We start from the raw sequence: 13,412 nt of genomic DNA, 5'->3' as shown, positions 1-13,412 counted from the left end.
AACAGCTGTATAACCTGTTAAGTTTATGTAAACAAAAAGTGAAAAATAGTTTACAGTGTGTATAACTCCCTTTCTCAGGTCGAATATCAATATTTTTTGAGCGACTTTTACGACGCTTTAGTCATAAAGCTAACATTTTGTCAACCCTGAAAATATTAACATAAAACTTTTTTAAATAAAAATTGATTATCATACCTATCTAAAAATCAGCGCTATTTTTAGTGGAAAAATGTGTATAAGTGTTAATAAATTGTGAAAACTAACTTTTAAAACAAAAATTACTCCGACTTTTGCACATTACCAACACCCTAATAAACAATAGTTCTTTTTAATTTAAAAATTAGTTGTTATTAATTGAATTGTGGAAATGAATACCTTCGAAGAAATAAATCTGAAAGGATACGTGGATGAAGAAATTGATCCGACGCTTGATCTTTTCGCGGAAATTGAAAAATTAAAAAAGCAAAAGAATGCGGTGATCCTGGCGCACTATTACCAGGATGGCGATATCCAGGATATTGCCGATTACATTGGCGATAGTTTAGGATTATCTCAACAAGCCGCCAAAACGGATGCCGATATCATTGTTTTTGCAGGTGTACATTTCATGGCCGAAACTGCCAAGATCCTGTCGCCAACCAAGAAGGTTTTACTGCCGGATATGAAGGCAGGTTGTTCATTAGCAGATAGTTGTCCGCCACACTTGTTTAAAAAGTTTAAGGAAAACTATCCGGATCACCTGGTGATCACTTATGTAAACTGTACGGCTGAATTGAAAGCTTTAACCGACATTGTTTGTACATCAAGCAACGCTGTGCAAATTGTGGAGAGCTTACCGAAGGATCAGAAGATCATTTTCGGACCTGATAAAAACCTTGGCGCGTACGTAGCCAAAAAGACCGGCCGCGACCTGGTATTGTGGAATGGGGCCTGTATGGTTCATGAGATATTTTCGAGAGAAAAGATCACCAAACTGAAGGAACGCCACCCGGGTGCAAAGCTGTTGGCACATCCTGAATGTGAGGATGTTATACTGGAAATGGCCGATTATGTTGGTTCAACAACCGGAATTTTAAAATATGCCGGCAGCCACCAGGACAAGGAATTTATTGTAGCGACGGAATCGGGCATTTTACACCAGATGCAAAAGGAAAACCCGGATAAAATTTTTATTCCGGCGCCACCAAACAACAACTGTGCATGTAATGATTGCCCGCATATGAAGCGTAACACACTGGAAAAATTATACCTGTGTTTGAAAAATGAAACGCCTGAGGTAACTGTACCACAGCATATCATTGAAAAAGCAGTAAAACCGATTGAGCGCATGCTTGAAATTTCGGCGCAGCTTGGATTATAGTTCTTTGGGATTACACCGATTACAAGTTGACTTCACCGATTTTTTATCAGTTGGATGGCCTTGATCAGGAAGTTATAAACCGGGGAATTGTGGAAAACCGGGAGCTATAAAATTGAAGGTATTTTTAGTGTAAAAGTGCCTTCTTGCTTGTAAAAAGGCTAAAAATCGTAAAAAATTTTTCCGCCAAAGGCGGATATAAGGTATAAAGGTTGCGGCCCGAGAAATTGGGTTATCCACATTATTGTTAAGAAGTATAAAAGCTAAAGGGAAATTCGAGTATATATATTTGTCGTCCGTTTTTGGAGGTGAGAAAAATTTGGTTGGTACGTGACCGAAAAGTGTAAAAAAAATTTCCCGCCTTCGGCGGAAGATGTGAAACCGGGTTGCGGCCCGAAAAATAAAATCGGTGAAATCAAAGGTCATCGGTGAAATCGCAAAAACTATGTTTGAAAATCAGGATAGAACCAATTTAGAGGAACTTGGCGAATTTGGCCTTATCGGTCACCTTACAAAAAATATTAAACTTACTAACGAAAGCTCAAAAAAGGGAGTTGGCGACGATGCAGCTGTACTTGATTTCGCCGGTAAAAAAGTGCTGGTGAGTACCGATATGCTGTTGGAAGGGATCCATTTTGATTTGGCGTACACGCCGCTTAAGCATTTGGGTTATAAAGCGATACAGGTAAACCTGAGCGACATTTACGCGATGAATGGAATAGCGTCGCAGGTTACGGTGTCTATCGGCATGTCGAGCAAATTTCCGCTCGAGGCCATTGAGGAGCTTTACCAGGGGATCTATATCGCCTGCGAAAAATATAATGTGGATTTAATTGGTGGTGATACAACATCATCCAAGCAAGGTTTGGTAATCAGCGTAACTTCAATTGGCTACGCCGATGAAGCTGATATTGTATACCGCAATGGTGCTGAAGAAGGGGACCTGATCTGTGTATCCGGTGATTTGGGAGGTGCTTATACCGGCCTGCAACTGCTGGAGCGCGAAAAGCTGATCTACCTGGAAAATCCTAATATTCAGCCGGACCTTGAAGGAAAAGATTACATTGTTGAGCGTCAGTTGAAGCCCGAAGCCCGTCGTGATGTGGTTGAACTGTTGAAAAGCATAGAGGTAAAACCAACCGCTATGATCGATGTATCTGACGGTTTGGCTTCCGAGTTATTACATATCTGTAAGCAAAGCAACAAGGGGTGTAACCTGTACGAAGAGAAGATCCCGCTCGACCCGATGACTTTTGAAACGGCCCGCGAATTTAACCTCGACCCTACTATTTGCGCTTTGAGTGGTGGTGAAGATTATGAATTGTTGTTTACCGTGAAGCAGGCAGATTACGATAAGATCAAGTTTAAAATGGATATCAGCATCATCGGCTATATCACCGAGGCTTCGGCCGGTTGTAACCTGATCACCAAAAGCGGTACTGTACACGAATTGAAAGCCCAGGGCTGGAACGCGTTTAAAAAATCCGAATAATGCTGCAGGATATTTTCGATAAATTTTACCTCAACAATCATCCCGATGGGAAACCGCCCGGGGCTTTTGTGAAGGGAATTTTATTGCTTTACCTGGGCTTGCTGATCCAAACGTTGAATAATTACCTGGACGGGTTCAATTTTTCGGCCATCCTGTTTGTATTCGTCGCTGTCGGCTTTTTGATCTTTGTTACCGGCGAAGGAAAGAAATGGGCCCGGATCATCCTTTCGGTTTTGGTATTGCTGAATGTGTTTTTCCTGGGATCATCATTGTTATACAGTTTTGGAATTTTGCATGATAGTTCGGCTCAAAAAAAAGCTATAGAAATGCCGGTTTATCTCATCATTTTAACCCTCGTCGAGATCATTGTTGAACTATGGGGATGGGCGCTGATGTTTACCAAACAGGCCGATTGGTGGTTTAACAGGAAAAACACTAATAGATAAAAACTTTATTTTTAAATCAAACCTAAATCTTTTAAAATGAAAAAATACATAATCTCATGTGTTTTATTATTCACTATAGCTAAAAGCTTTGCTCAAAACTCAACCATTTTTAAGATAAAATATAAGTCGCTTCATAAATATCATGTGAAAATGGTAACTGATCTTAAAATGGAGATAGACGCCGTAGGTGATGAAGCAAGTATAGCCGAAATAAAGAAAAATACGAAATTGCCAGCGACCATAACCGGGCATAATGGTCATGATTTAGATTTAGTTACAGGAAAACTAAATAGCGATAATTCTTTTCCTTTTACGATGACATTTTGGGGGATGCCGTCGGTAATGAATTTTAATGGGAAGCAGATTGAAACCCCGGATCCTTTGAAAGACCGAATTTTTTATGGAACGGGGTCGCCGGAGGGCAAAATACATATCGATTCGGTATCCGGAAAAAATACAGACGAAAAGATAAAATCAGCTGTTACTGCTATTATCAATAACATCAGTAACAAACTACAATTTCCGGATAAGCCAATGAAAATTGGCGAGACTTTTACGCAGGAAATACCCATGGCAATGCCCGTACCCGGCTTTACCAATATGCAAATGAATATAAAGCTTGTTTATAAACTCATATCTGTTAATAATGATATAGCAAATTTCGATATAGATCAATCGATGGCTATGGATTTGAAGACTACTACAAACGGAGCAGAGGTAGCTATTAGTGGTAACGGTAAAGGAAGCGGCAAACTTGTTTATAGTATCAAACAAAATTACATGAGTAGCATGGTTAGCAATATAAATTTTAATCTGTCCATGATAATGGAGGGGATAACTTTTAAAGCAAATGCATCCGCCAACGCATCATATCTGGCAGTTGTTAACGAGCTTTAATTACTCATCCCCAATATATTTTTGATCTATTTGCTTGTCCGCTTTTGCTCCCAACTTTTTGATCTTTTCGGCGGTAGTAGTAAGGTTGCCCCTACCCTCCGATAATTTACTGATGGCGTTATTATAAGCCGATTGTGTTTGGTTGATATTTTTGCCAATGCTGTCCATATCACTTAAAAAACCAACAAACTTATCATACATATCGCCGCTTAAACGGGCTATTTCCAATACATTACGGTTTTGGCGTTCCTGTTTCCACATGCTGGCAATGGTACGCAGAGTAGCCAGCAAAGTCGACGGACTAACAATTACCACTTTCCTGTCCCAGGCATAATTAAACAGTTCGCCATCCAGTTGTACGGCAATACTGAATGAGGATTCTATCGGCACAAAAAGCAGCACAAAATCGGGCGAATTGATCTTATATAAATCGTGATATTTTTTGGCTGAGAGGCCGGTAACATGCCCGCGGATGGATTCCACATGAGCTTTAGCAAACAGTTTTCGGTCGTCTTCGGTATCGGCGTTAACCAGTTTTTCATAGGCTATCAGCGATACTTTGGAGTCGATAATCAGGTGTTTTTCATCGGGTAGGTCGATGATCACATCTGGTTGATATCTTGTGCCGTCGGTGGCCTGCATGGCGGCCTGGATGCGGTATTCCTGATCTCTGACGAGGCCTGAACGTTCCAGTACCCGCTCCAAAATTACCTCGCCCCAGTTGCCTTGTTTTTTGTTATCCCCTTTAAGCGCTTTGGTTAGGTTTTGAGCTTCATCACTAATCTGTTTGTTGAGATCCATCAGTTGGGTGATCACGCCTTTTAGCGTATTCCGCTCGGCTGCTTCCATGTTGTAAACTTTCTCAACTTTATCCTCAAATGCTTTCAAGTTTTCCTTTAATGGGTTAAGGATAACATCTAAATTGCTGCGGTTGATATCGGTAAATTCCTTCGATTTTTCTTTAAGCAGTTTTTCGGCCACATTTTCAAATTCCCGCTGAAATTGGGTGCGAATCTGCTCTATCTCGGCCTTTTGCTCCTGCAGTTTTTCCTGCTGCGATTTATAGTAGGCCCGGGCACTTTCTAAGGATTGATTGGCCTGTGCAAGTTGGGTACGCTCGTATAAAAGTTCGTCAATCAGGCGGTTCTTTTCCTCCTTTAAAAAGTTGGTAATGCTTTCTTTTTCAGCAGCTAAGCCATTAGATTTTTCTTCGGCTTTAGCCAATAAAATTTTAAACTGATCATGCTCATACCGGAGTTTGCTCAACTCCTCGGCAGAGATCAGCTCAACTGCTTTTGGTTTTTTCAGGAATAGAAAAACTGCAATCAGTAGGATGATCAGGGATACAAATACTAATATAATACCAGTCATTTATTGATAAAAATATTAGTAAAGTAAAGCATAAATTTTTATAAATACTAATAAAGTTAATCAGGAAAGGCAAGTGAATTAAGGGATGGGACTATTTTCTGTTTTAAAATTCAGGATATAGTTTTGTACAGCATAGCCATCGCTTGCCCGCATCATACCGCCGGCAATATTTATCTGGTATTCGGTATTGGGCTTCAGGCTAACTTTCATAATAATGCTTTTGTTATCATTAGCAAAGGTAAATTTTGCCGACTTAGGATAATGATCTATACCCTTGGCTCCCGGGCCAAAAAAGTACTTTATGCCATCCAATTTTTTATCAAAATCAAATATAATTTCAGTTGTGTTGGCTCTTATTGTAGTATCGCCGTTTTTGAAAGGCCTTACTGCTATTACCCGGGCACAATGTTGCTGATAGTCGTCATCGTAAAAACTGATATTTGGCGCCAATTTATTGTAAAAGACGACAATAGCAGGCATAAAGCTTTCAAGTGCAGGATAAGTTTTTCTGTTTGATTGATATTGACCAAGTAAATTAACCAATGGCCGCATCCAAACAAAACCTCTGGCCAATTGCTGCTTAAGCTCTTGTTCGGCCACCAATGTATCGGTATTATGGGTTTTCAGGTAACTGATTACCGATGCCCTTACTAACGCTTCGTTTATCATTGTTTTCCACTCGCCATAAGCTTGTTTCCGCATTTTTGTGCGCTCTTTTTCGTAAATAAGCGCACCCGCGTCTCTCAATTGGTTTTCATAATTATCGGTAAGATAATTGATAAATGAATGGTTAAACTCGTGGATCAATGTAGGCAGATAAGATGCCGCGTCATAAGTAGGTAAGCCTTGCTCATCAAAAGTACCAGAACCAATAATTGCATATACTTTTTTGGTATGATCGTTTAAATAAACATGTGGCCCGTAGTTTCCTCCGCCATTTCCAAATCCTATGATGATATTGAAATTTTCGGCCGGCGCTTTACCATAAAATTTATAATACCAGGATACATCCAGCTTTTTAAACAGGACATTAAAACGGCTTTCGGCTATAGCATAATCAGCTAAATGGGTATGGAAAAACCCATCGAAGTCGGCGTCTTTATAAAATTGCTTTAACAGGGCAGTGAATTTTACAGCGCTTTCCAGGGTCCACCTTTTGTCTGGTAAAGAGACTGAAAAAGGTACTAATGGTTCTAATGCCGGTGGTTCATTTAAGTGAACGGCCATTGACATAACAGCATCGTAGCTAACGCCGCTGCTGTCCCTCAGTTCCTGGGCGTATTTAATGAGCGGATGGTCAATAAATTTATCAAAATGCTTATGAATATCTGCAACGTATTTAACATTGTCAGGGGTATTGTATTCTTCGTTACCCGCTAAACGGAAAACAATGCTCAGCAATTCTACACGTTTATCAATTCGGGGCGTTGCTATAGTATTATTAGTTTGGGCTGATAACACTAAGGGAAAAAAGATGATAAGAAAAGATAGGTTTAGGTATTTCATTTAATAAAAGGTTAAAGGCAACAAAAAAGTAAACTCCTGAAGGTAGACTGATCAGCTAATTCTTAGTTTAATCATGAACAAAAGAAATAGTGATCAGCCAGCATTAATGCACCGGATGCACAGCAGAATCAGTATCACCATGAAGACTGGTTGTATCCGACGAATTTGGTGCAACAGCGCCATTGCCCGGAGCCGAACTTTTAGCCGAATCGGCAGGGCCGCCGCTGCCTTGGGTCGCGCTGGTATCGTTTTGACGGTTATTTTTATCGGCGCTATGACAGGATGCAAAAGCTATTGAAGCAGCTACAAATGTAAGGATGGTTAATTTTTTCATGGGTGATGTTTAAGGCTTAACGGGTAGTTATACGTTTCAGTTTTATTATTAAGATTTTGTTCGCTGGTATAAATTAAGCATATTCACAAATAAAAAACAATGATGAAGCAACTGATTTATGGGATATTGATAAGCTTGCTGTTTGTGTCCTGCTCAAAGAAAAGCACAGATCAGCCTCCGCAGCCCCATACCATAAAAGTTACGGTAAGCGGAGCAGATGCCTTTAACGTTTCATTATCTGAATATAAAACAACGGATAGCAGCCCTAAAATAGTTGATGCGAAAGCTGTTGCAAAAGGATCATCATACAGCTATACTGCTACATTGAATCAAAACGACCAGGTAACCCTGGTTGTTGCCTCAGACGTTAGCAATACCGTTACCTACAGAATTTACGACAATGACAAAATAGTTGTACAGGATACCGACAGAGAGGTACTGACGCATGGCTCGGTTACCGTTACCTATAATATACCTTAGTGTAAATTATTGGGCTTTCTCTATCCTTAATCCCACATCGCTGATCTCATGAAGGGGGTTATCGCGCATGTTTTGTTCTATCTGAAAACGGTAAACGCCTTTTGTGGGGAAATGATAATCTTTACGTAAAAGCACCTGGTAGCTGTAAAGGTTGCCTGATCCCTTGCCCAGCCATTCGCCATCAGGATTGGCCAGCTTTACTTCAAAACGCGTAATATGCGTTTTTTTATCGGGCGAGATTTGATTAACCAATACAAATATGTTGGAGTATTTATAGTTGCCCGTAACCCGTAAATTAAGGTATTGGTTATAGGCAACTTTTTCATCATCAATTTTAACATCAAAGTTTACGCGGTTAACGTACGACCAGTTATGATCGGCAATTTCGGTGTTGGTATCAATGATCCTGTTAGGATCGGTACAGGAACCGGCAAACATGGTTACCAATAACAATACTGCCGGGTAAATGATATTTAAAGCCCGTTTCATTCAGGTTTTGCCTGTTGATTATTGTTGTTATTATTATTCCGGTTTGGGCGGTTTGGCCTGCGGCGCCTGTTGTTGTTACCGCTTCCTTCACCCTGTGGTTTTCCTTCGCCTTGTGGCCCCGGTTCACCCTGTGGCCTCGGTTCTCTCTGAGGTTTGGCTTCGCCCTGAGGCCGGCCTTCTCCCTGCGGTCTGTTTTGCTGCGGAGGCCTGTTACCATGAGGCCTGTTATTGTTTTGCGGCTGACGGTTTCCTTCAGGACGTGGCTGCTGTGCCGGTTTTTCCTGCGGATTACCCGATCCCTGCTGAGGTTGCTGACTGGCCGGTTTGCCCTCGGCTTGCGCCTGGCCTCCGGGTTTCTGGTTTTTATTGCGGTTTTTGTTCTTCTTTTTATTGTTGTTGCGCCGTTCGTCCAGGCGGGTAAGACTATCCTGGCCAACCACGTTTTCGTAATCGAGCGCTTTTGCCGCAGGTGTTTCAACTTCAACAATTTCGCCAAGGTCTTCAGGGATCACACCATCTTTATTCTGCTGCTGAATCTCTTTAACCTTTTTTATTGGCAACGGAACCCATGATTCTTCTCCCGGGTAGCTAAACCACATTATTTTTTTAAAGATGTCGGTTTTTTGCAGGCGGGCATCCCCTTTTTGGGTTTTAAGGGTGTTTACATTATCAGGGATGTATTTTAAGGCATCCATGTAAGTATCCAGCTCGTAGTTAAGGCAGCATTTCAGCTTACCACACTGGCCGGCCAGTTTCAATGTATTTAACGAAAGGTTTTGATAACGAGCGGCCGAAGTAGATACGGTTTTAAAATCGGTAAGCCATGTTGAGCAGCAAAGCTCGCGGCCGCATGAACCTATGCCGCCTAAGCGGCTTGCTTCCTGCCTCATGCCAATCTGCCTCATCTCAATACGGATGCGGAAGGTTTCGGCCATTTTTTTGATCAGTTCCCTGAAATCAACGCGGCCTTCGGCCGTATAATAAAATGTAGCCTTGGTTTTATCGCCCTGGTAATCTACATCACTTAGTTTCATGCTCAGGTTAAGGTCAAGCGCCAGCTTGCGCGATTTGTGCATGGTTTCCCATTCCATATCCTTGGCGGCTTTCCATTTGTCAACATCGGCAACGGTAGCTTTACGGTAGATCTTTTTTACAACATCGGCTTCCTTTACATGGCGTTTTACCATCTGCATGCGTACCAGTTCGCCGGTAAGCGAAACATGGCCAATATCATAGCCACCAGTGGTTGCTTCAACAGCCACAAGTTCGCCGGCTTCGAGGTAAATATTATCGTTGTTTAAATAAAACTCCTTGCGCGAGCCTTTAAACTTAACTTCAATAACCTGGAACGGCTTATAGTTAGTCGGCATGTCCATATGCGACAGCCAATCGTAAACATCTAATTTGCTGCAACCATTAGTAAGGCAACTGCCGTTACTTTTGCAGCCCGCAGGCGAACATCCGCCACCTGTTGAGCAACTTCCACATCCCATAATTAACTTGGCATATATTGATTCCCCGCAGGGACATTTTTATTTATTAGTATTTTAATAATTTGTAAAGATACATCTAAAAATAAGATTTTGGGATTAGCGTTGCGCTCCACATGATAATGTGCTTTTTCCAGCTCATCAATAATCATTTGCGATTTGCCAATGCTCAGCACGTTACTCATTTTTTGAGCCGTGTCCAATTCCTTTGCCGGTAAATGTACCAGGCTACCCGCCCCGGCAATGAGTAAACAGCACTCGCGGATAAAGCTGGTACCGTAACGCAAAAAGTTTTTTTGGTTTTCGCGCCCCATTTTGGCAAACTGCTCCACAAAAGCCATCACCTCTATGCCTTTATTGCCAAAGCAATAGCGCAGCCATTGTACAAACAGCTCATGGTAGCTTTTGTTATCCTGTTGCAGCATGGCCAGTGCTTCGGTCATGTTGCCATTGCTCAAATAAGCTATTTCGGCAGCGGCTTCTTCGGTTTGGTGATGGGTATTTATTAAATGTTCTTTAATTTCATCGTACTCCAAAGCTGGTATTTTAACCAGCTGCGTACGGGATAATATGGTGTTCAGGATTTGATCCTGGTTTTGGGCAACTAATAAAAACAGTGTATTAGGCTGCGGTTCTTCAATAATTTTAAGCAAAGCATTCCCCTCTTTGTCGAGGTATTCGGGCAACCAGAGGATCAGGATTTTATACTCCGATTCAAAAGGCTTAAAGCTTAGTTTTTTAATGATCTGGTGACATTCGGCAATATTGATGTTGGCCTGCTTGTTTTCGGCATCCAGATACCCCCGCCAAATATCCAGGCTCAAATATGGGTTAGCCGTTAAAGCGCCGCGCCATTGCTCAATAAAAGTAAGCGCTGTATCATCTTTATGTTTTGCAAAGAAAGGGTAAGAAAAATGCAGATCCGGGTGCATCAGTTTCTGGTATTTCCGGCAGGAAGAGCATACCCCACATGAGTCACCGGGCTGCTTGTCTTCGCAGGATAGGTACTGCGCATAGGCAACTGCAAGCGCCAGGCTGCCCGATCCTTCGGGGCCTAAAAATAATTGCGCATGGCTTACCCGGTTCTCGCTCACCGTGTTAAGCAATCGTTGCTTTGTCGCTTCCTGTCCTACTATTTCTTTAAACTGCATTTGGTGCAAAATAGTAATTTGATTTTAGATGTGAGATATGAGATGTGAGATTTGAGACAGGAATGGCATAGCGGAGTATCCTTATTTGATGGAAAGTAAAGAGTGACTATCATCATATTCAAAAAATCTCATATCTCATATCTCACATCTCATATCTTTACAACATGAGAGTAATGGCTTTTGATTATGGAACCAAGCGCATCGGCATAGCGGTTACCGACCCTTTGCAGATCATCGCGACGGGCCTCGATAACATCCACCCCAATAACATTATTGAGTTTTTAAAAAAATATCTGCAAGCAGAACAAGTGGAGCGGTTCATCGTAGGCGAACCAAAGCAGATGGATAATACCCCTTCGCAATCGGCCATTCATGTAAAAGGTTTTGTGAACCTGTTAAAGAAAACATTCCCCGAAATCCCTATCGAAATGGTTGACGAGCGCTTTACCTCCAAAATGGCATCAGCAACTATCGCTCAGAGTGGCATGAACAAGAAGAACCGTCAGAATAAGGAACAGGTAGATATTATATCAGCAGTGATATTGTTGCAGAGTTGGATGGGGACGAGATTTTAAGCTGATTCTGAACCATGATTTGCTTGATTAGAGGATTTCATGATAGAGGGTTGAACCTTGATTTTCCTGATTAGATGATAGCCTGATATCTGCTTCAAGCTAATAGATTGTTATTATGAACGCGTTTAAATTGTAAGCTTTTTGATCCGAAATTTATTAGTAGCCCTATTTCCATCTTATAGGCTTCAAGATAGTTCATGGCTTGTGCCAAATGTACATCTTCAAGGGATATGATGGCTTTTAGTTCAACCATGATTGATCCTTCAACAAAAAAATCAACCCGACGCTTTCCTATGTCAACACCATCATAATAGATGATCATCTCCAGTTCCTGAGCAAACTTCAGATCTGCTTTTGCTAATTCCAAAACCAATGCGCGCTGGTAAATTAATTCCTGAAAACCATTTCCGAGAGTATTATGTACACGCATTGCACATCCTATTATCTTTTCAGTAAGCTCTTTATATTTCATGTTAAGGTTTAAATCCAGCTAAAGATATCGTATTAAAAACAAACTCAAAACCACCATCAAAAAATCCTTTAATCAAGTGAATCAAGGTTCAAAAGGAAGCGATGTATAGCATCAGGAAATCCTTTAATCGAGAAAATCAAGGTTTTTGTGTATCTTTGCCCCATGGATATTCTCCCTAATGCCTTACTGGCTTACTTAGATGACCATTGCGACCCGGAGCCGGAGGTGCTTAAAAAGCTCAACCGCGAAACGCATATCAAGGTGTTAAAACCTAACATGCTATCGGGGCATTACCAGGGCAGGCTGCTTAGTTTTTTAAGCAAAATGGTGCAGCCTAAACGCATCCTGGAGATAGGTACCTATACAGGCTACTCGGCTATTTGCCTGGCCGAGGGTTTGACCGACGACGGCATCCTCCATACCATCGAAGTTAACCGCGAAATGGAGGAGATCATCACTTCACATCTTAAACTAACAAATGTTGAAAACAAAATAAAGCTGCATTTTGGGCAGGCAGGGGCCGTTATTGCTGATTTACAGGAGGATGTTTTTGATTTGGTGTTTATAGATGCCGATAAAAAGAATAATTATACTTACTTTCAATTAGTTTTTGACAAAGTCAGATCCGGAGGATTAATAATAATTGATAACGTTTTGTGGAAAGGAAAGGTGTACGGCACCGAAAAAGATGCCGATACTGAAGGAATCCGCAAACTAAATGACCAGATAGCTGTTGATAGCAGGATAGAAAAATTGATCCTGCCGGTACGCGACGGGCTGCTGGTTATCAGAAAAAAATAAATTATGAAGAAAATCTTACTGATTACAACACTGTTGATTTCAACATTAGCTGCTTCAGCACAGAAAAATACCTCACAATCTTACATTGAAAAGTTCAAAGATGATGCCATTAAGATCATGCACGAAACCGGGATCCCGGCAAGCATCGTTTTAGGTGTAGCCATGCATGAATCGGGCTGCGGCAACAGCACCATAGCACAAAACCTTAATAATCAATTTGGAGTAAAAGGTTACAATACCGTAGTTTATACCAAACACAACAAAAAAGTTCGCACCTCTTATAAAAGATACGATTCGGTTTTTGATTCGTTTCAGGACTTTGCACGTATCATGACCGAGCGCAAGCAGTTTAGCCACCTGGCCGACGCGCTTACCCATTATGATTATAAAGGATGGGCAAAAGGTATTCAGCGCGCCGGTTATGCCGGTAGCCGCAAATGGGCATCGCAGGTTTTAGGTATCATTAACAGGTATAACCTCAATGACCTGGATGAAAATCCGGCAAACCAAACGCAATTGGCCGACGCAACAACTAAACAGCAATAATTACG

At 41.4% G+C, this 13,412-nt stretch carries 15 protein-coding genes; 8 read left to right on the top strand and 7 right to left on the bottom strand.

What is annotated here, in order from left to right; translation table 11 throughout:
• Window positions 1–367: 367 nt before the first annotated feature.
• The 4 genes from nadA to BLP33_RS20800 all read left to right on the top strand — a co-directional run bounded on the left by nadA (window position 368) and on the right by BLP33_RS20800 (window position 4,192).
• Window positions 368–1,360 carry a quinolinate synthase NadA gene (gene nadA / locus BLP33_RS20820; RefSeq protein WP_090532733.1) on the top strand — a complete coding sequence of 331 codons (993 nt, stop codon included), beginning with the start codon at window positions 368–370 and terminating at the stop codon, window positions 1,358–1,360.
• 442 nt (window positions 1,361–1,802) lie between these two features.
• Window positions 1,803–2,849, top strand: coding sequence for a thiamine-phosphate kinase (gene thiL, locus BLP33_RS20810; RefSeq protein ID WP_090532869.1), 1,047 nt, complete (start codon window positions 1,803–1,805; stop codon window positions 2,847–2,849).
• Entirely contained in the window at window positions 2,849–3,295 is a 447-nt protein-coding gene (locus BLP33_RS20805) for a hypothetical protein (RefSeq protein ID WP_090532729.1), read from the top strand. Before thiL ends, BLP33_RS20805 begins: the two co-directional genes overlap by 1 nt.
• Before the next feature lie 36 nt (window positions 3,296–3,331).
• Window positions 3,332–4,192, top strand: a complete 861-nt coding sequence (locus tag BLP33_RS20800) for a DUF6263 family protein (protein WP_090532727.1) — start codon at window positions 3,332–3,334, stop codon at window positions 4,190–4,192.
• On the opposite strand, the gene rmuC is transcribed toward BLP33_RS20800, so the two are convergent.
• From rmuC to BLP33_RS20785, 3 genes are all read right to left on the bottom strand, one after another.
• Entirely contained in the window at window positions 4,193–5,563 is a 1,371-nt protein-coding gene (rmuC, locus tag BLP33_RS20795; protein WP_090532725.1) for a DNA recombination protein RmuC, read from the bottom strand. It lies immediately after the preceding gene.
• A gap of 78 nt (window positions 5,564–5,641) precedes the next feature.
• Complete coding sequence (locus BLP33_RS20790) at window positions 5,642–7,069, bottom strand: DUF4932 domain-containing protein (RefSeq protein WP_090532723.1); 1,428 nt, start codon at window positions 7,067–7,069, stop codon at window positions 5,642–5,644.
• 103 nt (window positions 7,070–7,172) lie between these two features.
• Window positions 7,173–7,403, bottom strand: coding sequence for a hypothetical protein (locus BLP33_RS20785; protein WP_090532719.1), 231 nt, complete (start codon window positions 7,401–7,403; stop codon window positions 7,173–7,175).
• A gap of 99 nt (window positions 7,404–7,502) precedes the next feature.
• On the opposite strand from BLP33_RS20785, the gene BLP33_RS20780 reads away from it, so the two are divergent.
• Entirely contained in the window at window positions 7,503–7,883 is a 381-nt protein-coding gene (locus tag BLP33_RS20780) for a hypothetical protein (protein ID WP_090532717.1), read from the top strand.
• A gap of 6 nt (window positions 7,884–7,889) precedes the next feature.
• Here BLP33_RS20780 and BLP33_RS20775 read toward each other — a convergent pair whose 3' ends face one another.
• From BLP33_RS20775 to BLP33_RS20765, 3 genes are read right to left on the bottom strand one after another with little or no spacing between them, the layout of a single operon-like run.
• Window positions 7,890–8,372 carry a gliding motility lipoprotein GldH gene (locus BLP33_RS20775; RefSeq protein WP_090532715.1) on the bottom strand — a complete coding sequence of 161 codons (483 nt, stop codon included), beginning with the start codon at window positions 8,370–8,372 and terminating at the stop codon, window positions 7,890–7,892.
• Entirely contained in the window at window positions 8,369–9,865 is a 1,497-nt protein-coding gene (gene ricT, locus BLP33_RS20770; RefSeq protein WP_090532714.1) for a regulatory iron-sulfur-containing complex subunit RicT, read from the bottom strand. The genes BLP33_RS20775 and ricT overlap by 4 nt, the downstream gene beginning before the upstream one ends.
• A 2-nt stretch (window positions 9,866–9,867) precedes the next feature.
• On the bottom strand, window positions 9,868–11,013 hold the full coding sequence (locus BLP33_RS20765) for a DNA polymerase III subunit (protein WP_090532711.1): 1,146 nt from the start codon (window positions 11,011–11,013) through the stop codon (window positions 9,868–9,870).
• A 164-nt stretch (window positions 11,014–11,177) separates the two neighbouring features.
• Between BLP33_RS20765 and ruvX the strand changes: the two genes are divergently transcribed.
• A complete protein-coding gene (gene ruvX / locus BLP33_RS20760) occupies window positions 11,178–11,588 on the top strand; it encodes a Holliday junction resolvase RuvX (protein ID WP_090532709.1) in 411 nt (136 codons plus the stop codon).
• Between the two features lie 94 nt (window positions 11,589–11,682).
• Here ruvX and BLP33_RS20755 read toward each other — a convergent pair whose 3' ends face one another.
• Window positions 11,683–12,060: a GxxExxY protein gene (locus tag BLP33_RS20755; RefSeq protein WP_090532707.1), complete on the bottom strand. Its 378-nt coding sequence runs from the start codon at window positions 12,058–12,060 to the stop codon at window positions 11,683–11,685.
• 162 nt (window positions 12,061–12,222) lie between these two features.
• Between BLP33_RS20755 and BLP33_RS20750 the strand changes: the two genes are divergently transcribed.
• Together BLP33_RS20750 and BLP33_RS20745 are read left to right on the top strand one after the other, a co-directional pair.
• A complete protein-coding gene (locus BLP33_RS20750) occupies window positions 12,223–12,861 on the top strand; it encodes an O-methyltransferase (RefSeq protein WP_090532705.1) in 639 nt (212 codons plus the stop codon).
• Between the two features lie 3 nt (window positions 12,862–12,864).
• The gene (locus tag BLP33_RS20745) at window positions 12,865–13,407 is read left to right on the top strand and encodes a glycoside hydrolase family 73 protein (RefSeq protein WP_090532703.1); all 543 of its coding nucleotides are present in this window, start codon (window positions 12,865–12,867) and stop codon (window positions 13,405–13,407) included.
• Window positions 13,408–13,412 lie beyond the last annotated feature (5 nt).

The sequence above is a fragment of the Mucilaginibacter sp. NFR10 genome, assembly GCF_900100445.1.
Classification (GTDB): domain Bacteria; phylum Bacteroidota; class Bacteroidia; order Sphingobacteriales; family Sphingobacteriaceae; genus Mucilaginibacter; species Mucilaginibacter rubeus.
The sequence above is the reverse complement of the archived record's forward strand: the minus strand, read 5'-3'. Positions and strand labels throughout refer to the sequence as shown.

Coding starts and splice junctions, on each gene's coding strand:
- BLP33_RS20765 (WP_090532711.1), bottom strand. CDS start 11,013: ATGCAGTTTAAAGAAATAGTAGGACAGGAAGCGACAAAGCAACGATTG.
- ricT (WP_090532714.1), bottom strand. CDS start 9,865: ATGGGATGTGGAAGTTGCTCAACAGGTGGCGGATGTTCGCCTGCGGGC.
- BLP33_RS20750 (WP_090532705.1), top strand. CDS start 12,223: ATGGATATTCTCCCTAATGCCTTACTGGCTTACTTAGATGACCATTGC.
- BLP33_RS20755 (WP_090532707.1), bottom strand. CDS start 12,060: ATGAAATATAAAGAGCTTACTGAAAAGATAATAGGATGTGCAATGCGT.
- BLP33_RS20790 (WP_090532723.1), bottom strand. CDS start 7,069: ATGAAATACCTAAACCTATCTTTTCTTATCATCTTTTTTCCCTTAGTG.
- BLP33_RS20775 (WP_090532715.1), bottom strand. CDS start 8,372: ATGAAACGGGCTTTAAATATCATTTACCCGGCAGTATTGTTATTGGTA.
- thiL (WP_090532869.1), top strand. CDS start 1,803: ATGTTTGAAAATCAGGATAGAACCAATTTAGAGGAACTTGGCGAATTT.
- BLP33_RS20785 (WP_090532719.1), bottom strand. CDS start 7,403: ATGAAAAAATTAACCATCCTTACATTTGTAGCTGCTTCAATAGCTTTT.
- rmuC (WP_090532725.1), bottom strand. CDS start 5,563: ATGACTGGTATTATATTAGTATTTGTATCCCTGATCATCCTACTGATT.
- BLP33_RS20745 (WP_090532703.1), top strand. CDS start 12,865: ATGAAGAAAATCTTACTGATTACAACACTGTTGATTTCAACATTAGCT.
- nadA (WP_090532733.1), top strand. CDS start 368: ATGAATACCTTCGAAGAAATAAATCTGAAAGGATACGTGGATGAAGAA.
- BLP33_RS20805 (WP_090532729.1), top strand. CDS start 2,849: ATGCTGCAGGATATTTTCGATAAATTTTACCTCAACAATCATCCCGAT.
- BLP33_RS20780 (WP_090532717.1), top strand. CDS start 7,503: ATGATGAAGCAACTGATTTATGGGATATTGATAAGCTTGCTGTTTGTG.
- ruvX (WP_090532709.1), top strand. CDS start 11,178: ATGAGAGTAATGGCTTTTGATTATGGAACCAAGCGCATCGGCATAGCG.
- BLP33_RS20800 (WP_090532727.1), top strand. CDS start 3,332: ATGAAAAAATACATAATCTCATGTGTTTTATTATTCACTATAGCTAAA.